Raw genomic sequence first — 23,588 nt, 5'->3', positions numbered from 1 at the left:
ACGGTCGTGGATTAGTATCCTGTCATGGCCCTCTCCGTCGACCGCAGCGTCATCCGCGACGCCCGCCGGCTCGTGGTCAAGGTCGGTTCGTCCTCCCTGACCAGCCCCACCGGTGGTCTGGACGGGTTCCGTCTGCAGGCGCTCTCGACCGCCCTGGCCCGGCAGGCCCTCTCCGGGGTCAGGGTGGTCCTGGTCTCCTCCGGGGCGATCGCGGCCGGCATGGGCCCGCTCGGGCTGACCCGGCGCCCCAAGGACCTGGCCACCCAGCAGGCGGCGGCCAGCGCGGGGCAGGGCCAGCTCATGGCGGCCTACACCAACGCCTTCACCCTGCACGGGGTCCGGGTCGGGCAGGTCCTGCTGACCGCCGACGACATGCACCGTCGCAGCCACTACGTCAACGCCTCGCGCACCCTCGAACGGCTCCTGGAGCTGGAGGTGGTGCCGATCATCAACGAGAACGACACGGTGGCCACCGACGAGATCCGCTTCGGCGACAACGACCGGCTGGCCGCCCTCGTGGCCCACCTCGTGGACGCCGACGCGCTCCTGCTGCTGTCCGACGTGGACGCGCTCTACGACGGCCATCCGACGGAGCCTGGGAGCCGCCCGATCCGGACGGTCACCTCCGCGGAGCAGATCGCCGCGGTCGACATCTCGGGCGCCGGGTCCGCCGTGGGCACCGGCGGCATGGCCACCAAGGTGGCCGCCGCCCAGATGGCCACGGAGGAGGGCGTCAGCGTCCTGCTCACCAGCGCCGACAAGGTCACCGCGGCCCTGTCCGGCGACGAGGTGGGGACCCTGTTCGTCCCCACCGGCAGCAAGAGTCCGGCCCGCCGGCGATGGCTCGCGCACGCCAGCAGCGCGACCGGTCGGATCGTCCTGGACGACGGTGCGGTGGACGCGGTCGTCTCCCACCGCACCTCCCTGCTGCCCGTGGGGATCACCCGCATCGAGGGCCGGTTCACCGCCGGGGACACCGTCGACCTGTGCGACGACAGGGGCCTGGTCGTGGCCCGCGGCCTCGTCGGCTACGACGCCGAGGAGCTGCGGCCCCTCGTGGGTCAGCGGCTGGCGCGCGGCCCGCGGCTGCGCAACGGCGCACCCGCACCCCGCCCCGTCGTCCGCCGGGACGACCTGGTCGTCCTCTGACGACACCGGCCGGAAGCCCTCCCCACCACCCACCGCACCGACGCATGGACCCACAGACCAAGGAGCAGTCCCCATGAGCACCCCCATCGCCCCCGAGGTCGTCGACCACGTCCACGAGGTCGCCCGCCGGGCGCGCAGGGCCTCGCGTCAGCTGGCCCAGCTGACCCGGGGGGAGAAGGACGCGGCCCTGCTGGCCCTCGCCGACGCCGTGGACGCGGCCACCGCCGCGGTGGTGGCGGCCAACGGCGAGGACCTGGACCGCGGCCGCGCCTCGGGCCTGTCCGAGAACCTCCTGGACCGGCTCACCCTCGACGCGGACCGGGTCCACGCGGTCGCGGACGCGCTGCGGCAGATCGCCACCCTGCCGGACCCGGTGGGCGAGGTGGTCCGCGGCTCGACCCTGGCCAACGGCCTGCAGATCCGGCAGGTGCGCGTCCCGATGGGGGTCGTGGGCATGATCTACGAGGCTCGGCCCAACGTCACCGTGGACGCCGCCGGTCTGGGGCTCAAGAGCGGCAACGCGGTCATCCTCCGGGGCGGGTCCGCCGCCTCCTCCACCAACGCCGCCCTGGTCGGCGTGCTGCGGTCGGCGCTCGAGGCGCAGGGGCTGGACCCCGACGCGGTCAACCTGCTCTCCGAGGGCGGGCACGACGCCGCCCGCGCGCTGATGACGGCCCGGGGCCTCGTCGACCTGGTCATCCCCCGGGGCGGTGCCAGCCTGATCCGGACGGTGGTGACCGAGTCCACCGTCCCGGTCATCGAGACGGGGGTGGGCAACTGCCACGTGTACGTCGACGGCTCGGCCGACGCCGACATGGCCGTGCGCATCGTCACCAACTCCAAGACCCACCGCCCGTCGGTCTGCACGCCGCCGAGTCGCTGCTGGTGCACCGGGACGCCGCCGCACGGGTCCTGCCGGGGGTCATGGCCGAGCTCGCGGCAGCAGGTGTCACGGTGCACGGCGACGAGGACACCAGGGGGTATGCCGAGACCGCCGGCGCCCGCTGGGTCCCGGTCACCCCGGAGGACGACGACACCGAGTTCCTCTCGCTGGACATCTCCGCCCGGGTGGTGGACGACCTGGACGCGGCGATCACGCACGTGCAGGAGCACACCAGCGGGCACACCGAGGCGATCGTCACCGCCGACCGGGACGCCGCACGGCGGTTCACGGCCGAGGTGGACGCCGCCGCCGTGCTGGTCAACGCCTCGACCCGGTTCACCGACGGGGGCGAGTTCGGGTTCGGCGCCGAGATCGGCATCTCGACGCAGAAGCTGCACGCCCGGGGACCGATGGCCCTGCCCGAGCTCACGACGACCAAGTGGGTCGTCGAGGGCGACGGTCAGGTGCGCTGAGAAGGACGCCCGAGCGGCTCGTCGGCAGGCTCGGCGAGGGAGTCGTAGGCCACGTAGTAGGACGGCCGGCGCTGCAGGGTGGCGTAGATACGGCCGACGTACTCGCCCATGACGCCGAGGCTGAGCAGCTGCAGCGCGCTGAACCCGGCGACGATGACGACGGTCGAGGTCCACCCGGCGACCGTCTGGCCGCCCAGCTTGGCGACGAGGGCGTAGCCAGGAGCCCGAGGGCCACGAGGAAGCCGACCAGCCCGAACCAGGTGGCCAGCCGCAGCGGGGCCGCGGAGAAGCCGGTGACCGAGTCCACCGTGAGCCGCAGCATCCGGGCGAGCGGGTACTTGCTCGTCCCCGCGGCCCGCTCGGCCCGCACGTAGCCCACCGTCGTGGCCGGGAAGCCCAGCGCGGGCACCACCAGCCGCAGCACGCGGTGGTCCTCCGGCAGGGCGTTCACCGCCTCCACCGTGGCCCGGGACATCAACCGGTAGTCCCCGGCGTCGTCCGGGCGCCCCCGGCCCCGAGGGCCCGCATCAGGGCGTAGTAGACGCGGGCCGTGGACCGCTTGAACACCGAGTCGGACGAGCGGTCCGTGCGGACGCCGTAGACCACGTCGACGTCCTGGTCGCGGGCCGCCCGCAGCATCTCGGGCACGACCTCGGGCGGGTCCTGCAGGTCCGCGTCCAGGGTGACCACCCAGTCGCCGCGCGCGGCGACCAGGCCGGCGGACAGGGCCGCCTGGTGGCCGGCGTTGGCCCGCAGGCGCAGCACCCGCAGCTGGGGCCAGGTCCGTCGGGCCGCCTGGAGCAGCACGGGGGTGGTGTCCCGGCTGCCGTCGTCGACCGCGACGACCTCGTAGGGCTCGCCCAGGCCGTCCAGCACGCCGCGCACCCGCTCCACGAACAGCGGCAGCACCTCGGCCTCGTCGAACATGGGGACCACGACCGACAGCGTCGGCGGCACGGCGCCGTCCCCGGCGGGACGGGGGCTCGCAGGTGCGGACATGGCTCCACTGTAGGTGGCCTGCGGGTACAGTGGCCCGCATGACGTCTGTGCCTTCCCAGCTGCTGGCCGCCTCCGAGGAGGAGGGGGGCCACCACGTGGTCAACGAGCTGCTGTTCGACCCCATCTGGTTCGGGGTCATCGCCTTGGCGATCTTCCTGGGCCTGCTCGGCCTCCTGTGGTCCTTCCGCAACACTCTCGCGCTCGACCCGCACGGCGTCGCCGAGGGGCACGACCCGGACAGCGCACGCGGCTCCAGCGCGCACTGATGCGCCTGGGGGTGATGGGTGGGACCTTCGACCCCATCCACCACGGGCACCTCGTGGCCGCGAGCGAGGCGGCCCACCTGCTCGACCTCGACGAGGTGGTGTTCGTTCCCACCGGCCAGCCCTACCGCAAGGACGCCGCGGAGGTCAGCGCACCGGAGCACCGCTACCTCATGACGGTCGTGGCGACCGCCTCCAACCCGCGGTTCACGGTCAGCCGCGTGGACGTCGACCGGCCCGGGCCGACCTACACCCGGGACACCCTGCGCGACCTGCGCAGGCTCCGCCCCGACGACGAGCTGTTCTTCATCACCGGCGCCGACGCCCTCGGGCAGATCCTGTCCTGGAAGGGGGTCGACGAGCTGTGGGAGCTGGCCCACTTCGTGGGGGTCACCCGCCCCGGCCACGACCTGACCGACAGCGGACTGCCGCAGGACAAGGTGACGCTCCTCGAGGTGCCGGCCATGGCCATCTCCTCGACCGACTGCCGGGAGCGGACCGCTGCCGGGGAGCCGGTGTGGTACCTCGTCCCGGACGGCATCGTCCAGTACATCCACAAGTATGCCCTGTACCAGGAGGAGACCCCGTGAGTGCCACCCCCCGTGCCACCCCCCGGGCGGTGGAGCTGGCGCAGGCCGCCGCCGCCGCCGCCCAGGACAAGCTGGCGCGCGACGTCGTGGGGCTGGACGTCTCCGGCCAGCTGGCGCTGACCGACGTCTTCGTCATCGCCTCCGCGCCGAGCGAGCGCCAGGTCGGCGCCGTGGTCGACGCCGTGGAGGACCGGCTCAAGGAGCTCGGTGCCAAGCCGCTGCGCCGCGAGGGACAGCGGGAGGGCCGCTGGGTGCTCCTCGACTTCGGTGACATCGTCGTGCACGTCATGCACAGCGAGGACCGCGAGTTCTACGACCTCGAGCGGTTGTGGAAGGACTGCCCCACGGTCGTGCTTCCCCCGGCCCCGGCCGACGAGGCGTGAGCCGGCGGCCGCCCCGTCGGGTGGTGGTCTGGCGGCACGGCGAGACGGAGCACAACGCCGGCGGGATCTACCAGGGCCAGCTGGACAGCCACCTGTCCGCGCGGGGCCGACGACAGGCCGCGGCAGCGGCCGCCCGCCTGGCCGAGCGTCCGGTGGCCCGGCTGCTCTCCAGCGACCTGTCGCGGGCGGCAGACACCGCCGACGAGCTGGCCGCGCTCACCGGCCTGCCCGTGGAGCACGACGCGCGGCTGCGCGAGATCCACGTCGGCCGCTGGCAGGGGCTGGCGCACACCGAGGTGCTCGCCCGGTTCCCGCAGGCCCTCGCGGCGCTCGACCGCGGGGAGGACCCGGTCCGCGGGGAGACGGGCGAGCGGGTGGCCGACGTCCAGGTGCGGGTGCGGGCCGTGTTCGAGGAGCTGCTGCCCCGGCTGGGGCCGGGGGAGACCGCGGTCGTGGCCACCCACGGCATGGCGAGCCGGGCCCTGGTCGCCGACGTCGTCGGCCTGTCCGCCCGGCAGGCGTGGCTGTCGCTGGTGGGGCTGCACAACTGCCACTGGGCCGAGCTGGTCGAGCACCGCACGGGCTGGCGCCTGGAGTCCTGGAACGTGGGCGTGGGCCGTCCCGGACCCGCCTCGGTCTCCGACCGCTGACCCGGGCCCGCCCCGGGGACCGGCGCGGACCCCGGCCCGCAGGCGGGAGGCCCCGGCACCGCCCGTGACCTGCGATTTGGGAAATGTCGACCGGGCTGGGTATTGTGTTCCAGTCCTCAACGGGGCCCTTCGGGGCTGTGGCGCAGTTGGTAGCGCACCTCCATGGCATGGAGGGGGTCAGGGGTTCGAATCCCCTCAGCTCCACCGTGGACGGAAGGCCGTCTCCCAGCCGGGAGGCGGCCTTCTGGCTGTCGGGTCCCGCCGGCAGGCCGACGGGTCGGCCCCGGGCCGGGAGCAGCGGACGGACCCGACCGGACAGGAGGGACGCATGGACGGCGGGCCGTCGGGGACGGTGCCCTTCCGGCTCCGCGACGTCGCGCTCGCGGCCTTCCTGCCGACCGTCGTCAGCGGTACCGGGCACGCCGCCCTCCTGCCGGTGCTGGCCCTCCTCGCCCGCGACCTGGGTGCCGGCGTCGGCCAGGCCGCCCTCGTCGTGGCCCTGCTGGGGGTGGGCAGCCTGCTGACCTCGCTGCCGGCCGGGGCCCTCGTGGCACGGGTGGGGGAGAGACGAGCCCTCGTGGGGGCGGGCGTGGTCGACGCCGCCGCCATGGTCGTCGCCGCCACCGCCCCGTCGGTCCCGGTGCTCGCCGGCGCGGTCGTCCTCAGTGGCGCCAGCTGGTCGGTCTTCCTCCTGGCCCGGCAGGGCTTCCTCATCTCGGTGGCGCCCGCCCACCTGCTCGCGCGGGCGATGTCCACGCTGGGCGGCAGCCACCGGGTCGGCGCCTTCCTGGGGCCGGTGGCCGGGGCCGGGCTGCTGGCAGCCACCGGGTCGCTGCGGTCGGTCTTCTGGATGGCCGCGGCTCTGGCTCTGCTCTCGGGGCTGGTCGTGCTGCTCGTCCGCGACGTCGGCACCCGTGCCGACCCGGTGCCCGCCGCCCGGCCCACCGTCGGGTCGGTCCTGGCCGCGCACCGGCACGTGCTGCTCACGCTGGGCAGCGCCGTGGTGGTGATCGGGGCCGCCCGGTCGCTGCGCGCGACGGTGCTGCCGCTGTGGGCCGAGCACGTCGGCATCTCCGCCGAGGTCACCTCCCTGGTCTTCGGTGTGGCGGCCCTGGTGGAGATCGCGCTGTTCTACCCCGCCGGCTGGCTGATGGACCACGCGGGGCGCACCGTCGTGGCCGTCCCGGTCGTGGCCACGATCGGACTGGGCGTCAGCCTGCTGCCCCTGGCCGGGGGACTGCCCGCCTTCGTCGCCCTGGCCGTGCTCATGGCCGTCGGGAACGGCATGGGCTCGGGCATCGTCATGACCCTGGGGGCCGACACCGCCCCTGCCGAGGGCCGGTCGCAGTACCTGGGCGGCTGGCGGCTCGCCGGAGACCTGGGCAGCTCGGGCGGCCCGCTCATGGTCGCCGGCCTGGCGGCGATCGTCCCGCTCGGCACGGCCTGCGTCGTCACCGGCCTGAGCCTCATGGCCGGGGCGGCGTGGGTCCGTCACTGGGTGGCGCGGGCGGACCGGCGTCGGCGTCCCGCCGCAGGCCCAGCTCCGGCAGGTGCCGGGCGGCCTCGTCCAGGACGTGCTCGAAGACGTGCCGGTCGACCGACGCCCCGGTCCGCCGCACCGCCGCCGACGGGAGACGCAGCAGACGGTTGACGCGCACCTCGCTGGGCCGCCGGTACCGGTCCCAGGCACCCGTGCCGATGTCCGTCCAGAGCCTGCCCTCGGCCGCCTCCTGCTCCTCGTCCAGGTCGTGGTCGCGGCTGGTCAGCTGCAGGGCCAGCAGGGTGTCGTCGGCGCGTCCCAGGACCAGGACCGGCCGGTCCTTGCCCCGCTGCGGCTCCTCCTCGAACGGCACCCAGGCCCACACGACCTCCCCGGGGTCGGCCCGGTCGTCGGCCACCGGCGCCCACCCGACCTGCGGCGGGTCGTCGCCGGTGGCGCCGTGCGCGTCGGTCACGACCCGCGGGCCCGGCCGGCCAGGTCCTGGGCCACCCTGGTCAGGTCGGCGACCACCCGTCGGGCCTCCTCCTGCGTCATCCGTTCCGTGGGACCGCTGACCGACAGCGCCATCCGGCCCCCGTGCAGGTCGACCGGCACGGCCACGCAGCGCACCCCCAGCTCCTGCTCCTCGTCGTCCACGGCATACCCCTGCCCCCGGACCCGCTCGAGCTCCTCCTCCAAGGCCTCCGCCGAGGTCAGGGTATGGGGCGTGCGCGCCTCGAGCGGGACCGTCGCCAGGACACGCCCCGCCTCCTCCGGCGGGAGCCCGGCGAGCACCACCTTGCCGACGGCGGTCGAGTGGACCGGCACACGCCGGCCGACCTCGGCGAAGATGCGCAGGGTGTGGGGCGAGGGGGACTGGGCCAGGTAGACCATGCGTTCCCCGTCGAAGGCGGCCAGGTTGGCCGTCTCCCCGGTGGCCTCGACCGCGGCCCGGAGCGCCGGGGCGGCCAGGACGGACAGCTCGCGGGAGGCGGCGTCCCCGAGCAGCAGCGCGCTCGGCCCCAGCCCGTAGCGGCGGTCCGGGTCCTGTCGCACCCACCCGCGGCGGGCCAGCGCCGCGAGGAGGCGGTGGACGGTCCCCGTCGGCAGGCCGGTCGCCCGGGCCACCTCGGTGACACCGAGCGTCCCCGGGTGCCCCGCGAGGGCCTCGAGGATGGCCAGGGTGCGGTCCACCGACTGCACGCCGCGCCCCCGTCCCGCCTCCTCCAGCGTCATGGGGGCCACCCTATCGGCGACACCCGCACGCCACCCTTGACGCACCAACCGGGGAGGGGCATAGTGCGTCCCGGAATGGTCAGTCCATTCCCGCGCGGACGGCCGGATAACCCGGTGGCGGCGCGGGTCGTGGGCCGACGTCACCGCCCGGAAAGGTGTCGACGTGGACAACCTCGCAGTGCTCAGCCTCCTGGCCATCGCGCCCATCGCGGTCGTCGGCGTGCTGCTCGCCGGCTTCCGCTGGCCGGCCAAGTACGCCATGCCCGTCGGCTACGTGGTCACCGTGGTCATCGCCATGGCCGTGTGGCAGATGCGACCGGCGGCCGTGGCCGCGGCCACCATCGAGGGCGTGATCATCGCGGTCACCCTGCTCTACATCGTCTTCGGCGCACTCCTGCTGCTCGCCACGGTCATCTCCAGCGGGGCGATGAGCACCATCCGGGCCGGTTTCACCTCCATCTCGCCCGACCGCCGGGTGCAGGCGATCATCATCGGCTGGCTCTTCGGCTCCTTCATCGAGGGCGCGTCCGGCTTCGGCACGCCGGCGGCCGTCGTCGCACCGCTGCTGCTGGCGCTCGGCTTCCCGGCCATGGCCGCCGTCATGGTCGGTCTGATCATCCAGTCCACGCCCGTGTCCTTCGGAGCCGTCGGCACGCCGATGATCGTCGGCGTCGGCGGCGGGCTGCAGGACGGCGCCGGCGTCGACGAACGTGCGGCCGAGCTGGGGCTGAGCTACGACGGCCTGGTCGCCGAGATCGCCTTCCAGACCGCCGCCATCCACGCGATCGCGGGTCTGCTGATCCCCCTGGCCATCGCGGTGTTCCTCACCGGCTTCTTCGGGGAGCGCCGCTCCTTCGCCGAGGGGCTGCGGATCTGGCCGTTCGCCCTCTACGCCTCCCTCGCGATGACGGTCCCCTACGTGCTGGTCGCGCGCTTCATCGGTCCCGAGTTCCCCTCCCTCATCGGTGGTCTGCTCGGGCTCACCCTGGTGATGTTCACCTCGAGCCGTGGCTTCCTCATGCCCAAGGACACCTGGGACTTCGGCCCCCGGGCTTCCTGGGAGGAGCGCTGGATGGGCTCCCTGGACACCGACCACCTCGGCGAGGAGCTGGACACCCGCAAGCGGATGGGCATCGTCACCGCCTGGAGCCCCTACGTCGTCATCGCCGTCCTGCTGCTGGCGACCCGCCTCATCGAGCCGCTGACCAACGCCCTGCGCTCGGACGCACCGTGGGTGACCATCCCGTTCGAGAACATCCTCGGCACGGGCATCAGCACCACCTGGCAGTGGCTCTACAGCCCGGGAACGGTCTTCATCGTCACCGTCCTGATCACCTACGCCCTGCACAAGATGAACGGCCACCAGATCAGGGCGACCTGGTCGGTCGCGGCCAAGCAGCTGCTCGGCACCGCGGTCGCGCTGGGCTTCGCGGTGCCCCTCGTGCGGCTGCTCATCCGGTCGGGTCCCGACTTCACCAGCTCCGACCTGGCCTCGATGCCGGTGACCTCGCCGAGGGGGCGGCCGCCGTGGCCGGGGCCAACTGGCCGCTCGTGGCACCGTGGATCGGGGCCCTGGGAGCCTTCGTGGCGGGGTCCAACACCGTGAGCAACCTGACGTTCTCGCTGTTCCAGTTCGCGACCGGCAACGAGATCGGGGTCGCGCCGGAGAGCGTCGTGGCGGCGCAGGCCATCGGCGGCGCGGCCGGCAACCCGGTCGCCATCCACAACATCGTGGCCGCCTCGGCCACGGTCGGCCTGCTGGGCCGGGAGGGCGACCTGATCCGCAAGACGGTGCTCATCACCGCCTACTACAGCCTCGTCGGGGGTGCGGTGAGCTTCCTGTGGATCTACGGCATCGGGTTCAATGCCGGGCTGATCCAGCTGGTGCTGCTGGTGGCCCTTCTCGTCGGCCTCGTGGTGTGGATGGTCGACCGCGACAAGAAGATCCCCCAGGTGCAGACGCCGCGCTGACGCCGGCTGCACGACCCGCGGACGACGCCGTCCCGCCCGCACCGACCGGGCGGGGCGGCGTCCCCGCGCGAGGCGGTCCTCCGGGCCGTGGGGCCGGGAGGACCACCCCTCAGAGCAGGCGCTCGCCCCGGATGGCGGCGTCGAGCACGACGGCGGTGTGCACGAACGGCACCGGCCGGCCGGCCCGTTCCAGCGCCTGGCTGATCTGCATCAGGCAGCCGGGGTTGGCGGTGACGAGCAGGTCGGCCCCGGTGGACAGGATGTTGGCCGCCTTGCGGTCGCGAGCTCGGCGGCCGGCTCGGGGTTGAGGATGTTGTAGACGCCCGCGGAGCCGCAGCAGATCTCGGCGTCCGGGATCTCGACCAGCCGCACCCCGGGGATGCCGCGCAGCAGCTCCCGCGGCTGACGGACCACCTGCTGGGCGTGCCGGAGGTGGCAGGCGTCGTGGTAGGCGATGACGACCTCGCCGTCGGTCCGGTCGTCGTCCGCCGGCGCGGCTCCCACCGGGTGGCGCGGGGCGACGGGACCCAGCTCGACGAGGATCTCGGACAGGTCCCGCACCTTCTCGCTGAACGCCCGGGCCCGGCCGGCGTAGTCGGGGTCGTCGGAGAGCAGGTGGACGTACTCCTTCATCGTGGAGCCGCAGCCGGCGGAGTTGACCACGACCGAGTCCACCCCGGCCTCCTCGAAGGTGTCGATGAGACGACGCGCGAACTCCGCACCCTCCTCCTCGCGGCCCGTGTGCACCGAGAGGGCGCCGCAGCACCCCTGGCGCCGGGGCGCGACGACGTCGCAGCCCTCGGCGGCCAGCACCCGGGCGGTGGCGGCGTTGACCTCGCCGAAGAACTCCCGCTGGACGCACCCGGTGAGCATGCCCACGACCGCCCGCCGTGGCCCCAGGGCCGGGGTGCGCTCGGGCACCTCCACGCGGGGACCGAGCGGGGGAGCCAGCGACTGCATGACCTCCAGCTCGGGGCTGACCCGGCCGACCAGGCCGGTCCGTCCGACCAGCCGCAGGGCTCCGGTGCGCTGGGCCAGCCGCAGGGGACCACGCAGCGCCCTCAGCCGTGCCGGGTGGGGGAACAGCCCGAAGATGAGGGACCGCAGCGCCCGCTCGCGGGCGGGCCGCTCGACCCGGCGCTCGATCTGCGCCCGGGTCGTCTCCAGGATGCGGTCGTAGCGTACGCCGGACGGGCAGGCGGTCACGCAGGCCATGCAGCCCAGGCAGGCGTCCAGGTGGGCCACGGTGGAGCCGGTCAGGGGCGCCCCCTCCCGGGCCGCGCGGACGAGGTCGATGCGTCCGCGGGGGCTGTCCATCTCCTCGCCCCAGAGCTGGTAGGTCGGGCAGGTGGTGAGGCAGAACCCGCAGTGGACGCAGTCGTCGAGCAGCTCGGTGCTGGGGGGACGGTGGTCGTCGAACGCCGGGTCCGCCACGACGCCCGAGCTCAGGCCGCGCACGGTCGGCATCCCCAGGTGGGTGACGTCCTGCGCGGCGGGCACCCGGGCGGGCTGGGTCGTGGTCGGCAGGCTGGTCGAGGCCGGCGACATGGTCGGGCGGGGGCGGGGGCGGTCCATCACAGTCCTCCGACGAAGCGTCCGGGCGCCAACGCCCGGGTGGGGTCGAACTCGTCCTTGACGCGGCGCATCAGGTCCAGGCCGGGCACCTCGCCCCAGCTGTCCGCGACCGCCTTGACCTCGGGCGGGGCGTCCAGCACCACCGTGGAGCCGCCGAGCCGTTCGCTCACGGCCCGCAGGTCGTCGAGGGCGGCCCGGGCATCCTCCGGCGCCGACGCTGCGGGCAGGAGCGCGTGCAGCACCCCCACGCCCGCCGACCCGGTCACCGTCATCCCGTGGGCGACGGCCGCGGCGACCAGCTCGGCCACCCCGGAGATGCGGGCCGTGGCGCGCACGAGCACGGGCCGCTCGTCGTGCGCGGCCGCGAGGGGACGGGCCCACCAGCCGGGGGCCCGGTCGGTGGACGACACGGACGGGGCGCCGCGCGAGGCGAGGGGGGCCAGCACGTCGACGAGGCGGGCCGCGCGCGCCTGCACCCCGCCGTCGGTGCCCCCCAGCAGGACGGCCACCTGGGGGGCCTGGCCGGGGCGGGCGTGCACCTCCAGGGCCTGCGGCACGGTCTGGGAGTGGACGGCCGAGCCCAGCACGGTGGCCAGGTCCTCCTCGGCGACGTCGAGGACCACCCACCGCTGCGCCTGCGGCAGGGGGTGCAGCCGGACGGTCACCTCGGTGACGACGGCCAGCGTGCCGAACGACCCGGTGAGCAGCTTGGCCAGGTCGTAGCCGGCGACGTTCTTGACGACCCTGCCGCCGGCCTTGGCGACCGTCCCGTCGGCCCGCACGAACCGGACGCCGATGACCAGGTCGCGCACCGAGCCGGTCCACAGCCGCCGGGGGCCGCAGAGGTTGGTGGCCACGGCACCGCCCAGGGTGGAGCCGCGCACCTCGGCCCCCCCGGCACCCGCCACGGGAGGGGCGGCGTCCGCCACCAGGTCGTCGACGACCAGCTGGTGGCCGCCCTCGGCGAGCCGCTCGGCCAGCCGGGCCAGCGGCATGCCCGCGCCCGCGATGGCGATCAGGTCCCCCCGGGAGTGCTCCACGAGCGCGTCCATCGCCGTCGTCTCCAGGATGACGTCGAGACGCTCCGGGGGCCGGCCCCAGGCCACCTTCGTCCCGTGCCCGCGCACGACGACGGCCAGGCCCTGCGCGTGGCAGGCGCGCAGCAGGGCCGAGGTCTCCTCGGTCGACCCCGGCCGGGCGACGACGCGGGCCGGGACCCCGTCGACCTGGTCCTCGGGTCCGGCCTCCCGGACCGGGCAGGTGCCCGCCAGCTGCTCGAGCGGGGTCATCAGAAGAGCTCCACGCCGTCGGTGGCCAGGGCGTGCGCGCCCTGGACGACCCGGGGCCGCTCTCCGCAGAGCCGGGGCGTGGGGTAGATCTTGCCGGGGTTGGCGATGCCGTCGGGGTCGAAGGCGCAGCGCACCAGCTGCATGGTGTCCAGGTCCTCCTCGGTGAACATCCGCGGCATGTAGCGGGCCTTGTCGGCGCCCACGCCGTGCTCGCCGGTGATCGACCCGCCGTGCCGGATGCACAGGTCGAGGATCATCCCGGACACCTCCTCGGCGCGTTCGGTGGCGCCCTCCTCGGCGGCGTCGAAGAGCACGAGGGGGTGCAGGTTGCCGTCGCCGGCGTGGAAGACGTTGGCCACGCGCACGCCCCGCTCGGCGCTGATCCGGGACATCTCGCGCAGCACCTCCGGCAGCGCCGTCCGGGGGACGACGCCGTCCTGCACGATGTAGTCGGGGGAGATGCGGCCGACGGCCGCGAAGGCCGACTTGCGGCCCTTCCAGATCTCGGCCCGCTCGAGGGCGTCGGTGGCCATCCGGAACTCGAAGGCGCCCTGCTCGGCACAGATCCGTTCCACCTGGTCGTACTCGTGGGCCACCTCCTCGGCCGCACCGTCCAGCTCGACGACGAGCACGGCCCCGGCACCGGCCGGGTAGCCGCAGGAGACGGCCTTCTCGGCCGCCTCGATGGCCAGGGCGTCCATGATCTCGATCGCGGCCGGCACGATGCCCGCGGCGATGATCGCGCTCGTCGCGGCCCCCGCCTGGTCGATCGTGGCGAAACCGGCCAGGACGGTGCGTACCTCCTCGGGCAGCCGGGTCAGCCGCACGACGGCCCGGGTCGCCACGCCCAGCGTCCCCTCCGAGCCGACGAAGGCGCCCACGAGGTCGTAGCCCGGGGCGTCGGGGGCCTCGGTGCCCAGGCGGACCTCCTCGCCCGAGGGGGTGACCAGGTCCAGCGCCAGCACGTGGTTGGCGGTGAAGCCGTACTTGAGGCAGTGCGCGCCGCCGGAGTTCTCCGCGACGTTGCCGCCGATCGAGCAGATCTGCTGGCTGCTCGGGTCGGGCGCGAAGTAGTATCCCCGGGGGTTGGCCGCCTTGGTGACCTGCAGGTTGATCACCCCGGGGTCCACGACGGCCCGCTGGTCCTCGGGCCGCAGCTCGTGCAGCGTCCGGAGCCGGCTGGTGACCAGCAGCACCCCGTCGGCGCGGGGGAGGGCGCCCCCGGACAGGCCGGTGCCGGACCCGCGGGCCACGAAGGGCACCCGGTGCCGTGCGCAGGCCCGCACGGTCTCGGTGACGTGGTCGGCGGAGTCGGCGAGCACCACGAGCGCAGGCGTCACCCGGTAGGCGGCGAGCCCGTCGCAGGCGTAGGTCTCCAGCTCGGCCGGGTCGGTGAGCAGCAGGGGGTCGGGGACGGCGCCGCGCAGGTCGGCGAGGACCTGCGCCACCGTCCCGCCCCGGGCGGGGCCGCCCTCCTGGGCACCCTCCCCGCCGCGGGCCCGCACGTCAGCCTGGGGGGCCGGTCCACGCACCTCGGGCTCGAGCGTCATACCTCGACCTCCTCGTCGTCGCTGCTCCCACTAGGACGGCCCCGGTGGGGGCCGCCCGTCGGGTCGCCGGCGCTCAGGGCATGGTCTCGTAGGCCGGGACGGTGAGGAAGTCGGCGAACTCGTCGGCCACGGCCACCTGCAGGAACAGGTCCTTGGCGGGGCCGTAGTCGACGCTGCCGTCCGCCGCCCCCGGCAGGGTGGGCACGATCTCGTCGGCGAGCCGCCGCACGAGCTCCCGGGTCACCGTCTCCCCGGTGTCGGCGAGGGTGACGTCGTTGTGGATCCACTGCCAGATCTGGCTGCGGGAGATCTCGGCGGTGGCGGCGTCCTCCATGAGGTTGTGGATGCCGACGGCGCCGCGGCCGGTGAGCCACACGGCCAGGTACTGGACCGCCACGTCGATGTTGGCCCGCAGCCCCTCCTCGGTCACCTCGCCCGGGGTGCCCTTGACGTCGAGCAGCTGGTCGGCCGTGACCTGCACGTCCTCCCGGGTGCGGTCGACCTGGTGGGGCTGGTCGCCGAGCACGGCGTCGAAGACCTCCATGCAGGTCCCGACCATGCCCGGGTGGGCCACCCACGACCCGTCGAAGCCGTCCTCGGCCTCACGCTGCTTGTCGCCCCGCACCTTGGCGTAGGCCGCGGCGTTGACCTCCTCGTCCTTGGACGGGATGAACGCGGCCATCCCGCCGATGGCGTGCGCGCCGCGCTTGTGGCAGGTGCGCACGAGCAGGTCGGTGTAGGCGCGCATCATCGGCGCCGTCATGGTCACCGCGTTGCGGTCCGGCAGGACGTAGTCCCCGCCACGGGTGCGGTAGGTCTTGATCACGCTGAACAGGTAGTCCCAGCGGCCGGCGTTCAGGCCCGCGGAGTGCTCGCGCAGCTCGTAGAGGATCTCCTCCATCTGGAAGGCGGCGGGGAGCGTCTCGATCAGGCACGTGGCCCGCACCGTGCCGCGGGGGATGCCGAGGTGCTCCTGGGCGATGACGAAGGCGTCGTTCCACAGCCGGGCCTCGAGGTGGTGCTCCATCTTCGGCAGGTAGAAGTAGGGGCCCTTGCCGGCGTCCAGCTGCGGCTGCGCGCAGGCGGTCATGTAGAGGGCCATGTCGACGAGGCCGCCGGAGGTGCGCTGCCCGTCGACGAGGACGTGCTTCTCGTCCAGGTGCCAGCCCCGGGGGCGAACGACGATCGTCGGCAGCCGGGACTGGTCGGTGGTGGCCAGCGCGTACTCCTTGCCCTCGGGGGAGGTGAAGGAGATGGTGCCCAGGACGGCGTCGCGCAGGTTCAGCGGCCCCTCGACCACGTTCTCCCACATCGGGGTGTTGGCGTCCTCCTGGTCGGCCAGCCACACCCGGGCCCCGGAGTTCATGGCGTTGATCGTCATCTTGCGGTCGGTCGGGCCGGTCATCTCCACCCGCCGGTCGACGAGGCCGGGCGCGTGCTCGGCCACCCGCCACGAGTCGTCCTCGCGGATCTGGCGGGTCTCGGGCAGGAAGTCGAGGTCCTGACCGTCGGCCACCGCCGCCACGACCTCCGCGCGGGCCGCCAGCCGCTCCTGGCGCCGGGTCTCCAGCTGCCGGTGCAGGGCCGCCACCAGCTCGAGGGCGGACCGGGAGAGGATCTCCTCGTAGCCGGGCCGGAGCGCGCCGGTCACCTCCACACCCTCGGGCAGGTCCAGCACGGGCGTCGTCGCATCGGTCATCCGAGTCCTCCTGGTGTTCCGCATCATGGAATGAAGCGTCCGTCGTGTGGAATCAGAGTCTACCGGCCGCGTCGGTCCCCGACCACCCCCCGCGCCCGGCCCGGCATGTGGCCCCCGTCACCCGCGGGGTGGCGGCCCGCCCGTCCGTGGGGCGGCGGGTCGCCTACAGTGACGGGGTGGGTGCGCACGAGATCGTCATCACCGCCGACGAGGTGCCAGGTCGGGAGGACCTCGTCACGCTCTACGACGCGGTCGGGTGGTCGAGGTACACCACCGACCCCGAGGTGCTCGAGGCCGCGGTGCGCGGGTCGACCCGGGTGGTCGTGGCCCGCTACGGGGAGGACCTGCTGGGCCTGGCCCGGGTCGTCTCCGACGGGGCCACCATCGCCTACCTGCAGGACGTGCTCGTCCGTCCCGAGCTGCAGCGGGAGGGGGTCGGCCGAGCACTCGTCCACGCGGCGATGGAGCCGTTCGCCCACTGCCGCCAGAAGGTGCTGCTCACCGACGACGACCCCGCCCAGCGGGCCTTCTACGAGTCGTTGGGCTGGGTCGAGGTCCGTGAGCACGGCGACGGCCGGCTGCGGGCCTTCGTGCAGATCACCTGAGCCGTCCCCGCCCGCACGCTCGAGGGTTCCGCCCCCGCCCCCGGTCCGTGGGAGACTGGCGGGACCGCCCGCCCCCACTCCATACCCGAGGTTGAGACCCAGCGTGTCCCCGCTCGCCCGCAGCAAGACCGACTCCGTGCCGCAGCCGGCGTCCACCCCGCCGGAGCTCATCCGCAACTTCTGCATCATCGCCCACATCGACCACGGCAAGTCGACGCTGGCCGACCGGATGCTGCAGGAGACGGGGGTCGTCGAGCAGCGCCTGATGCGGGCCCAGTACCTGGACCGCATGGACATCGAGCGCGAGCGCGGGATCACCATCAAGTCCCAGGCCGTGCGCATGCCGTGGGCCGTCGACGGGACCACCCACATCCTCAACATGATCGACACGCCCGGGCACGTCGACTTCACCTACGAGGTCAGCCGCAGCCTGGCCGCCTGCGAGGGGGCGGTGCTGCTGGTCGACGCCGCACAGGGGATCGAGGCGCAGACCCTGGCCAACCTGTACCTGGCCATGGAGAACGACCTGGTCATCATCCCGGTGCTCAACAAGATCGACCTGCCGGCGGCGCAGCCGGAGAAGTACGCCGAGGAGCTGGCCGGCCTCATCGGCTGCGACCCGGCCGAGGTGCTGCAGGTCTCCGGCAAGACGGGCGCGGGCGTGCCCGAGCTGCTGGACCGCATCGTCGAGCTCGTGCCGCACCCGGTCGGGGACGCCGACGCGCCCGCCCGCGCGATGATCTTCGACTCGGTCTACGACACCTACCGGGGCGTGGTGACCTACGTCCGCGTCGTCGACGGGGGGCTGTCGCCCCGCGAGAAGATCGCGATGATGTCGACCAAGGCGACCCACGAGCTGCTCGAGATCGGCGTCATCAGCCCCGAGCCGGTGCCCTCCCAGGGTCTGGGCGTGGGCGAGGTGGGCTACCTGATCACCGGCGTCAAGGACGTGCGCCAGTCCAAGGTGGGGGACACCGTCACCGGGGCCGGGCGGATGGCGACGAAGGCCCTGGGCGGCTACCACGACCCGCGCCCGATGGTCTTCTCCGGCCTCTACCCCATCGACGGGTCCGACTACCCGCTGCTGCGGGACGCCCTCGACAAGCTCAAGCTCAACGACGCGGCGCTCGTCTACGAGCCGGAGACCTCTGCCGCGCTGGGCTTCGGCTTCCGGGTCGGCTTCCTCGGCATGCTGCACCTGGAGATCGTCCGCGAGCGCCTCGAGCGCGAGTCCGGCCTCGACCTGATCTCCACCCTGCCCAACGTGGAGTACGAGGTCCGGCTGGACGACGGCACCGTCGTCGAGGTGACCAACCCCAGCGAGTTCCCCTCCGGCAGGATCGCCTCGATCACCGAGCCGGTCGTGCGCTCGACGATCCTGGCCCCCAGCGAGTACATCGGCGCGATCATGGAGCTGTGCCAGACCCGTCGGGGGACCCTCAAGGGGATGGACTACCTCTCGCCCGAGCGGGTCGAGATGCGCTACACCCTGCCGCTGGCCGAGATCGTCTTCGACTTCTTCGACGCCCTCAAGTCCCGGACCAAGGGCTACGCCTCGTTCGACTACGAGCCGGACGGCTCGCAGGAGGCCGACCTGGTCAAGGTGGACATCCTCCTGCAGGGCGACACCGTGGACGCCTTCAGCGCGATCGTGCACCGGGACAAGGCGTACGCCTACGGGGTCCAGATGGCCACCAAGCTCAAGGAGCTCATCCCGCGCCAGCAGTTCGAGGTGCCCGTCCAGGCCGCCATCGGCGCCCGGGTCATCGCCCGCGAGACCATCCGGGCCATCCGCAAGGACGTGCTGGCCAAGTGCTACGGCGGGGACATCAGCCGCAAGCGCAAGCTGCTGGAGAAGCAGAAGGAGGGCAAGAAGCGGATGAAGATGGTCGGGTCCGTCGAGGTGCCCCAGGAGGCCTTCATCGCCGCGCTCTCCCAGGACGGCGGGGCGGCCGAGAAGGCCAAGAAGTGACCCGGGAGGCACGCCGGTCTCCCTCCGCGGGCACTACGCCCTCGGCCACCCGGTCATCGGGCCCCGTCCGCTGGCCCGGACCCGGTCCTTCACCCGCCGGGGCGGGCGGATGCCGCACACCCACCAGCGCGCCTGGGACCAGCTCTCGGCGCAGGTCGTCCTCGAGGTCCCCCGCGCCGCGGGGGACACCTCCACGGTCGTGGACCCCTCCTTCCGGCTCGACCCGGAGCAGGTCTTCGGGCGGTGCGCACCGCTCGTGGTCGAGGTCGGGTCCGGGGCCGGGGACGCGCTGGTCGCCGGGGCGCTCGCCTCCCCGGGCCGGGACTTCCTGGCCCTGGAGGTATGGCGTCCGGGCACCGGTCACGCGCTCGCCAAGATGGCTGCGGCCACCGGTGGGCAGGCCCTGCCCAACGTCCGGGTCGTCGAGGTGGACGCGGCGCTTGCCCTGCGGACCATGCTCGAGCCCGGCACCGTCGAGGAGGTGTGGACCTTCTTCCCCGACCCGTGGCCCAAGGCCCGCCACCACAAGCGTCGGCTGGTCGGCCCCGACTTCACCGACGCGGTGGCCGACCTGCTGCGCCCGGGCGGCCGGTGGCGGCTGGCCACCGACTGGGACGACTACGCCCGGGTGATGAGGGACGTCGTCGGTGCCGAGCCGCGGCTGGAGCTGGAGTCCACCGACCGCTTCCCGCTGCGCCCGGTCACCCGCTTCGAGCGCCGCGGCACCGAGGCCGGCCGGCGCATCACCGACCTGACCTACATGCGGGTCGACTGATCCAGGCGGCGCGGGGCGGGGGCCTCTAGTCCCCGACGGTGTTGCGGGCCCGCTTGACGAGCCGCGGGTCGGGCCGCAGGACGACGTCGTGGTCCTTGCCCTCGTAGTCGAACTGGGACAGGAAGTGACGCATCGCGTTGATCCGGGCCCGCTTCTTGTCGTTGGACTTGATCGTCATCCACGGTGCCCAGTCGGTGTCCGTGCGTCGGAACATCTCCTCCTTGGCGGCGGTGTAGTCGTCCCACCGGTCCAGCGACTCCAGGTCCATGGGGGAGAGCTTCCACTGCCGCACCGGGTCCAGCTGACGGATCGCGAACCGGGTGCGCTGCTCGGTCTGGGTCACCGAGAACCAGAACTTGGTGATCGAGACGCCGGAGTCGACGAGCATCTTCTCGAACTGCGGCGCCTGCTCCATGAACAGCTCGTACTCGGCGTCCGAGCAGAACCCCATGACCCGTTCCACCCCGGCCCGGTTGTACCAGGACCGGTCGAAGAGCACCATGTCGCCGCTCGTGGGCAGGTGCTCGATGTACCGCTGGAAGTACCACTGCCCGGCCTCGACCTCGGTCGGCTTGTTGAGGGCCACGACGGTGGCGCCGCGCGGGTTGAGGTGCTCCATGAACCGCTTGATCGACCCGCCCTTGCCGGCCGCGTCCCGTCCCTCGAAGACCAGCACGTGCCGGCTGCCGTTGTCCTTGGCCCAGTACTGGAACTTGAGCAGCTCCACCTGCAGGAGCCACTTCTCGACCTCGTAGTAGTCCCGGGTCATCCGCTCGGCGTAGGGGTAGTCCTCGCGCCAGGTGTCGACCGCGCTGCCGTCCGGCGTGATGAGGTCCGGGTCCGACCCCTGGTCGTCCCGGACGGTGTACCCCTCGTCGCGGAGCCGGTCGATGTACTCCCGGAGACGTTGCTGCACCCTCCGACCCTATCGCCCGGCCCCCGTGCGTCGCGGGACGGGGCGGTCCGTCCCCGGCCGTCGGCGACAATGGGGGAATGCCCTCGACCTTCCCGCCCGGAGACCCCGCGCCCCCGGACGGGGCGCTGCCCGCCACCGCCCTGGAGGGTATGGCCGCGCGCACCCTGGGGGTGTACCTGCACGTGCCCTTCTGCCGGGTCCGGTGCGGCTACTGCGACTTCAACACCTACACGCTCCCCGAGCTGGGGGCCGACGCCGACACGGGCCGCTACCTGGGGGCGGCGCTGGCCGAGGTCGAGCTGGCGGGCCGGGTCCTGGCGCCGGGCGACCCGCCACCGGCCAGCACGGTCTTCGTCGGCGGGGGGACCCCGACGATGCTCGCCCCGGCGGCCCTGGGGGCGTTGCTCGGACGCGTGCGCGACACCCTCGGCCTGACGGACGAGGCCGAGGTCACGACCGAGGCCAACCCCGACACGGTGACCCCGAGGGTGGCCGAGGAGCTGGCCGCCCAGGGGTTCACCCGGGTCAGCCTCGGCATGCAGTCGGTCGTCCCGCACGTCCTGCGCACCCTGGACCGTACCCACGACCCCGCCAACGTCGAGCGGGCCGTCGCCGCCGTCCGGGCGGCCGGGCTCCAGGTCAGCCTCGACCTGATCTACGGCACGCCGGGGGAGTCCCTGGAGGACTGGCAGAGCAGCCTCGAGACGGCGGTGTCGCTGGAGCCCGACCACGTGTCGGCCTACGCCCTGGTGGTCGAGGAGGGCACCCGCCTGGCGGCCCAGGTCCGCCGCGGCGAGCTGCCCGCCCCGGAGGACGACGACGAGGCCGACAAGTACGAGCTGGCCGACCGTGTCCTCGCCGCGGCCGGCTACCACTGGTACGAGATCTCCAACTGGGCCCGGGGCGACGCGCACCGGTGCCGGCACAACGTGGCCTACTGGCGCGGTGGCGACTGGTGGGGGGTCGGACCCGGGGCGCACAGCCACGTCGGCGGGGTGCGGTGGTGGAACGTCAAGCACCCACAGGCCTACGCCGACCGGCTGGCCGAAGGCCTCAGCCCGGCCCACGCCCGGGAGGTGCTGGACGACGGGCAGCGCCACGACGAGACGGTGCTGCTGCGCTCGCGGCTGGCCGAAGGCCTGCCGACCGACCTGCTGAGCGCCCCGGCGCGGACGGCCGTGGCCGGCCTCGTCGCCGACGGGCTCGTGGACGGTCCGGCGGCGGTGCGGGGCCGGGTCGTGCCGACCCTGCGCGGTAGGCTGCTCGCCGACACCGTGGTCCACCGGCTGCTGCCGGGCTGAGCCGAGATCCGGGTCCCCCGTCCTCGACACGCCGGTGCCCGCTGCGCCCCGCCGGGAGCGGGCGCCGGTAGAACGGGAACGAGGAGCAGCCCCTGCCGGGTATGAGCCGGCAGGGACTGGCCCCAGACGATGGTGGCCCGCTTCGCGGCGTATGAGGTCGCGAAGCGGGCCACGGTCGGACGTGACGTCCCGACCGGTGCGCAAGGGGTCCGGAGGCTCGACCTCCGCGTCACCGGAGGTGGCGACGGTGTGCCCGGAGGCACGCGGTCCGCCGTTCGAATCCTCGACTGTCTTGCGACCCGCCCTGCCTTGCGGAAAGGGCGTGGTCCTTGTCTACTCCTCGGGCCGAGAGGTTGGCAAGAGGTTGGCCCGAAATCGTCCTCAGCTGAGGATGCGGATCTGGAAGGGGTACTCGAAGACCTCTCCGCGGGAGGCCATCATGGCCCCCTTGACGTGGGCCCAGATCTGGACGACGAAGAGGACGAGCCACAGCGGGAGCGCCCAGAGGAACCCGATCCCCAGGGTGAGGATCACGCTGAGCCACAGGGCCCAGCTGGCGATGGTCATCGAGACGTTGAAGTTGAACGCCCCGGCGGAGGCGGTCCGGACCGCCTGGCTGCGGTCCTTGTAGAAGACCCAGACCAGCAGCGGTCCCAGGAACGGCAGCCAGGCGCCGCTGAGCAGGAAGGAGATCGGCGCCGACAGGTGGGCCAGGAGCATCATCGTGCGCTCTCGCCCTCGACCGGGACCTGCCCGGACCGGGTCGGGGCCCACTCCTGGCCCTGCCGGGGCTCGGACGGGCGGTCGCCGGGAAGCGGGGGAGGCGGGGGTGCGGTGCTCATGTGTCACTCCTGGGGTAGGACCGGACGGAACCTCGACCCGCCCGCCCCCTTCTCAGGGGACGGTGACGAAGTCGATCAGTTCTTCGACGCTGGCGAGCAGCGTTGGTTCCAGGTCACTGTAGGAACGCACGGTGGCCAGGATTTTCTTCCACCCGCGGGCCACGTCGGCCTGCGAGGCGTGCGGCCAGCCCAGCTCCTGCAGCACCCCGTGCTTCCAGGAGCGCCCCCGCTCCACGACCGGCCACACGTCCAGGCCCAGCCGGGCCGGCTTGACCGACTGCCACACGTCCACGTAGGGGTGGCCCAGGATCCGGGCGTGGGGGCTGACGCGCTCGGCCTCGGCGACGATGCGGCTCTCCTTGGTGCCCGGCACGAGATGGTCGACCAGCACCCCCAGGCGACGGTCGGGGGTCGGCGCGAACCGGCGGATCTCGCCCGCGAGGTCGTCGACCCCGTCGAGCATCTCCACGACCACGCCCTCGACCCGCAGGTCGTCGCCCCACACCTTCTCCACCAGCTCGGCGTCGTGCCGGCCCTCCACCCAGATCCGGGACCCGGAGGCCACCCGCGCCGCCTGCCCGCGCACCGCCACCGAGCCGCTCGCGGTCCGGGAGGCCGCCTTCCGGGCCGCCTCCACCTGGGCGCGGCGCTCGCCGGTGGGCACGGTGAGCACGACCGGTCGTCCGTCGAGGAGGAACCCGGGCCCGAGCGGGAACCCCTTCGTCCGGCCCCGCCGGTCCTCCAGGTGCACCACCTGCATCCCCCCGGCCTTCTCCACCCGCACGACCGCCCCGCACCAGCCGGTGTCGACGTCCTCGACGACGAGCCCCGGCTCGGCCTCCACCGGCTGCGCGCGGCCCCTCCGGGGGCACGCCAGTCGCCGGAGAGCACGTCGGTCCCGTAGCGGTCGTTCACAGCGCCCGAGGGTATGCCGTGGGGCACCTGGGCCCGGTGAGGCGCGCCCGCGGACGGGCGCACGGGAACGGC

22 protein-coding genes, 1 tRNA gene and 3 pseudogenes are annotated in these 23,588 nt (G+C 73.6%); 14 read left to right on the top strand and 12 right to left on the bottom strand.

What is annotated here, in order from left to right; genetic code table 11:
* The first annotated feature begins 24 nt into the window (after window positions 1-24).
* Both proB and BJF81_RS10965 read left to right on the top strand, forming a co-directional pair.
* On the top strand, window positions 25-1,149 hold the full coding sequence (gene proB / locus BJF81_RS10970) for a glutamate 5-kinase (protein WP_075958370.1): 1,125 nt from the start codon (window positions 25-27) through the stop codon (window positions 1,147-1,149).
* 73 nt (window positions 1,150-1,222) lie between these two features.
* Window positions 1,223-2,505 (top strand): annotated as a pseudogene (locus BJF81_RS10965) (glutamate-5-semialdehyde dehydrogenase).
* On the opposite strand, the gene BJF81_RS21070 reads toward BJF81_RS10965, so the two are convergent.
* Window positions 2,493-2,615 carry a hypothetical protein gene (locus BJF81_RS21070; RefSeq protein ID WP_342447132.1) on the bottom strand — a complete coding sequence of 41 codons (123 nt, stop codon included), beginning with the start codon at window positions 2,613-2,615 and terminating at the stop codon, window positions 2,493-2,495. The pseudogene BJF81_RS10965 and the gene BJF81_RS21070 sit on opposite strands and share 13 nt — an antisense overlap.
* 364 nt (window positions 2,616-2,979) lie before the next feature.
* Complete coding sequence (locus BJF81_RS21065) at window positions 2,980-3,504, bottom strand: glycosyltransferase family 2 protein (protein WP_342447131.1); 525 nt, start codon at window positions 3,502-3,504, stop codon at window positions 2,980-2,982.
* A 38-nt stretch (window positions 3,505-3,542) separates the two neighbouring features.
* Here BJF81_RS21065 and BJF81_RS10955 point away from each other — a divergent pair, with 38 nt between their 5' ends.
* From BJF81_RS10955 to BJF81_RS10930, 6 genes are all read left to right on the top strand, one after another.
* Complete coding sequence (locus BJF81_RS10955; RefSeq protein ID WP_141337453.1) at window positions 3,543-3,770, top strand: hypothetical protein; 228 nt, start codon at window positions 3,543-3,545, stop codon at window positions 3,768-3,770.
* A gap of 14 nt (window positions 3,771-3,784) precedes the next feature.
* Complete coding sequence (nadD, locus tag BJF81_RS10950) at window positions 3,785-4,357, top strand: nicotinate-nucleotide adenylyltransferase (RefSeq protein ID WP_237770208.1); 573 nt, start codon at window positions 3,785-3,787, stop codon at window positions 4,355-4,357.
* Complete coding sequence (gene rsfS / locus BJF81_RS10945) at window positions 4,354-4,740, top strand: ribosome silencing factor (RefSeq protein WP_075958367.1); 387 nt, start codon at window positions 4,354-4,356, stop codon at window positions 4,738-4,740. The genes nadD and rsfS overlap by 4 nt, the downstream gene beginning before the upstream one ends.
* Window positions 4,737-5,390 (top strand): histidine phosphatase family protein, encoded by a 654-nt coding sequence (locus tag BJF81_RS10940; protein WP_075958366.1) that lies wholly within the window; start codon window positions 4,737-4,739, stop codon window positions 5,388-5,390. The genes rsfS and BJF81_RS10940 overlap by 4 nt, the downstream gene beginning before the upstream one ends.
* Before the next feature lie 131 nt (window positions 5,391-5,521).
* Window positions 5,522-5,594, top strand: a tRNA-Ala gene (locus BJF81_RS10935).
* A 124-nt stretch (window positions 5,595-5,718) separates the two neighbouring features.
* The gene (locus BJF81_RS10930) at window positions 5,719-7,041 is read left to right on the top strand and encodes an MFS transporter (protein WP_075958365.1); all 1,323 of its coding nucleotides are present in this window, start codon (window positions 5,719-5,721) and stop codon (window positions 7,039-7,041) included.
* On the opposite strand, the pseudogene BJF81_RS21555 reads toward BJF81_RS10930, so the two are convergent.
* Window positions 7,013-7,243 (bottom strand): annotated as a pseudogene (locus BJF81_RS21555) (type II toxin-antitoxin system PemK/MazF family toxin); the annotation flags it as partial. The gene BJF81_RS10930 and the pseudogene BJF81_RS21555 overlap by 29 nt on opposite strands.
* A 98-nt stretch (window positions 7,244-7,341) precedes the next feature.
* Window positions 7,342-8,106 carry an IclR family transcriptional regulator gene (locus BJF81_RS10925; protein WP_075958364.1) on the bottom strand — a complete coding sequence of 255 codons (765 nt, stop codon included), beginning with the start codon at window positions 8,104-8,106 and terminating at the stop codon, window positions 7,342-7,344.
* Between the two features lie 163 nt (window positions 8,107-8,269).
* Between BJF81_RS10925 and BJF81_RS10920 the strand changes: the two genes are divergently transcribed.
* Both BJF81_RS10920 and BJF81_RS19680 read left to right on the top strand, forming a co-directional pair.
* Window positions 8,270-9,712: an L-lactate permease gene (locus BJF81_RS10920; protein ID WP_237770189.1), complete on the top strand. Its 1,443-nt coding sequence runs from the start codon at window positions 8,270-8,272 to the stop codon at window positions 9,710-9,712.
* A complete protein-coding gene (locus tag BJF81_RS19680) occupies window positions 9,634-10,077 on the top strand; it encodes an L-lactate permease (RefSeq protein ID WP_237770188.1) in 444 nt (147 codons plus the stop codon). The genes BJF81_RS10920 and BJF81_RS19680 overlap by 79 nt, the downstream gene beginning before the upstream one ends.
* Before the next feature lie 210 nt (window positions 10,078-10,287).
* On the opposite strand, the gene BJF81_RS10915 is transcribed toward BJF81_RS19680, so the two are convergent.
* The 4 genes from BJF81_RS10915 to aceB all read right to left on the bottom strand — a co-directional run bounded on the left by BJF81_RS10915 (window position 10,288) and on the right by aceB (window position 16,190).
* Window positions 10,288-11,652 carry a heterodisulfide reductase-related iron-sulfur binding cluster gene (locus tag BJF81_RS10915; RefSeq protein ID WP_237770187.1) on the bottom strand — a complete coding sequence of 455 codons (1,365 nt, stop codon included), beginning with the start codon at window positions 11,650-11,652 and terminating at the stop codon, window positions 10,288-10,290.
* Entirely contained in the window at window positions 11,652-12,941 is a 1,290-nt protein-coding gene (locus BJF81_RS10910; protein ID WP_075958363.1) for an FAD-binding oxidoreductase, read from the bottom strand. The genes BJF81_RS10915 and BJF81_RS10910 overlap by 1 nt, the downstream gene beginning before the upstream one ends.
* Window positions 12,941-14,491, bottom strand: coding sequence for an FAD-linked oxidase C-terminal domain-containing protein (locus BJF81_RS10905; RefSeq protein WP_083664167.1), 1,551 nt, complete (start codon window positions 14,489-14,491; stop codon window positions 12,941-12,943). The genes BJF81_RS10910 and BJF81_RS10905 overlap by 1 nt, the downstream gene beginning before the upstream one ends.
* 73 nt (window positions 14,492-14,564) lie before the next feature.
* Window positions 14,565-16,190, bottom strand: a complete 1,626-nt coding sequence (gene aceB / locus BJF81_RS10900; RefSeq protein WP_075958362.1) for a malate synthase A — start codon at window positions 16,188-16,190, stop codon at window positions 14,565-14,567.
* Between the two features lie 176 nt (window positions 16,191-16,366).
* Between aceB and BJF81_RS10895 the strand changes: the two genes are divergently transcribed.
* The 3 genes from BJF81_RS10895 to trmB all read left to right on the top strand — a co-directional run bounded on the left by BJF81_RS10895 (window position 16,367) and on the right by trmB (window position 19,542).
* A complete protein-coding gene (locus BJF81_RS10895; RefSeq protein ID WP_143780805.1) occupies window positions 16,367-16,795 on the top strand; it encodes a GNAT family N-acetyltransferase in 429 nt (142 codons plus the stop codon).
* Window positions 16,796-16,898: 103 nt separating this feature from the next.
* Window positions 16,899-18,767, top strand: coding sequence for a translation elongation factor 4 (gene lepA / locus BJF81_RS10890; RefSeq protein WP_075958361.1), 1,869 nt, complete (start codon window positions 16,899-16,901; stop codon window positions 18,765-18,767).
* Window positions 18,768-18,876: 109 nt separating this feature from the next.
* Window positions 18,877-19,542, top strand: a complete 666-nt coding sequence (gene trmB / locus BJF81_RS10885) for a tRNA (guanine(46)-N(7))-methyltransferase TrmB (protein WP_202817473.1) — start codon at window positions 18,877-18,879, stop codon at window positions 19,540-19,542.
* Window positions 19,543-19,567: 25 nt separating this feature from the next.
* Here the strand turns inward: trmB and ppk2 are convergent, their stop codons facing one another.
* Window positions 19,568-20,458 carry a polyphosphate kinase 2 gene (gene ppk2, locus BJF81_RS10880; protein WP_075958359.1) on the bottom strand — a complete coding sequence of 297 codons (891 nt, stop codon included), beginning with the start codon at window positions 20,456-20,458 and terminating at the stop codon, window positions 19,568-19,570.
* 77 nt (window positions 20,459-20,535) lie between these two features.
* Between ppk2 and hemW the strand changes: the two genes are divergently transcribed.
* Window positions 20,536-21,759: a radical SAM family heme chaperone HemW gene (gene hemW / locus BJF81_RS10875; RefSeq protein ID WP_075958358.1), complete on the top strand. Its 1,224-nt coding sequence runs from the start codon at window positions 20,536-20,538 to the stop codon at window positions 21,757-21,759.
* A 381-nt stretch (window positions 21,760-22,140) separates the two neighbouring features.
* Here hemW and BJF81_RS10870 read toward each other — a convergent pair whose 3' ends face one another.
* From BJF81_RS10870 to BJF81_RS10865, 3 genes and pseudogenes are all read right to left on the bottom strand, one after another.
* Window positions 22,141-22,482 (bottom strand): DUF4870 domain-containing protein, encoded by a 342-nt coding sequence (locus BJF81_RS10870; protein ID WP_075958357.1) that lies wholly within the window; start codon window positions 22,480-22,482, stop codon window positions 22,141-22,143.
* Window positions 22,479-22,601, bottom strand: coding sequence for a hypothetical protein (locus tag BJF81_RS20345; RefSeq protein WP_269087329.1), 123 nt, complete (start codon window positions 22,599-22,601; stop codon window positions 22,479-22,481). Before BJF81_RS20345 ends, BJF81_RS10870 begins: the two co-directional genes overlap by 4 nt.
* A gap of 52 nt (window positions 22,602-22,653) precedes the next feature.
* Window positions 22,654-23,516: pseudogene (locus BJF81_RS10865) on the bottom strand (DUF3097 domain-containing protein).
* Window positions 23,517-23,588 lie beyond the last annotated feature (72 nt).

The organism is Ornithinimicrobium sp. CNJ-824 (assembly GCF_001942405.1).
Lineage (GTDB): Bacteria > Actinomycetota > Actinomycetes > Actinomycetales > Dermatophilaceae > Ornithinicoccus > Ornithinicoccus kibberensis.
This window is presented reverse-complemented; position numbering and strand designations above follow the sequence as displayed.

Coding starts and splice junctions, on each gene's coding strand:
- BJF81_RS10910 (WP_075958363.1), bottom strand. CDS start 12,941: ATGACCCCGCTCGAGCAGCTGGCGGGCACCTGCCCGGTCCGGGAGGCC.
- aceB (WP_075958362.1), bottom strand. CDS start 16,190: ATGACCGATGCGACGACGCCCGTGCTGGACCTGCCCGAGGGTGTGGAG.
- BJF81_RS10870 (WP_075958357.1), bottom strand. CDS start 22,482: ATGATGCTCCTGGCCCACCTGTCGGCGCCGATCTCCTTCCTGCTCAGC.
- BJF81_RS10905 (WP_083664167.1), bottom strand. CDS start 14,491: ATGACGCTCGAGCCCGAGGTGCGTGGACCGGCCCCCCAGGCTGACGTG.
- hemW (WP_075958358.1), top strand. CDS start 20,536: ATGCCCTCGACCTTCCCGCCCGGAGACCCCGCGCCCCCGGACGGGGCG.
- BJF81_RS10925 (WP_075958364.1), bottom strand. CDS start 8,106: ATGACGCTGGAGGAGGCGGGACGGGGGCGCGGCGTGCAGTCGGTGGAC.
- proB (WP_075958370.1), top strand. CDS start 25: ATGGCCCTCTCCGTCGACCGCAGCGTCATCCGCGACGCCCGCCGGCTC.
- BJF81_RS10955 (WP_141337453.1), top strand. CDS start 3,543: ATGACGTCTGTGCCTTCCCAGCTGCTGGCCGCCTCCGAGGAGGAGGGG.
- trmB (WP_202817473.1), top strand. CDS start 18,877: ATGCCGCACACCCACCAGCGCGCCTGGGACCAGCTCTCGGCGCAGGTC.
- BJF81_RS20345 (WP_269087329.1), bottom strand. CDS start 22,601: ATGAGCACCGCACCCCCGCCTCCCCCGCTTCCCGGCGACCGCCCGTCC.
- BJF81_RS21065 (WP_342447131.1), bottom strand. CDS start 3,504: ATGTCCGCACCTGCGAGCCCCCGTCCCGCCGGGGACGGCGCCGTGCCG.
- BJF81_RS10915 (WP_237770187.1), bottom strand. CDS start 11,652: ATGGACCGCCCCCGCCCCCGCCCGACCATGTCGCCGGCCTCGACCAGC.
- nadD (WP_237770208.1), top strand. CDS start 3,785: ATGGGTGGGACCTTCGACCCCATCCACCACGGGCACCTCGTGGCCGCG.
- BJF81_RS21070 (WP_342447132.1), bottom strand. CDS start 2,615: ATGGGCGAGTACGTCGGCCGTATCTACGCCACCCTGCAGCGCCGGCCG.
- BJF81_RS10930 (WP_075958365.1), top strand. CDS start 5,719: ATGGACGGCGGGCCGTCGGGGACGGTGCCCTTCCGGCTCCGCGACGTC.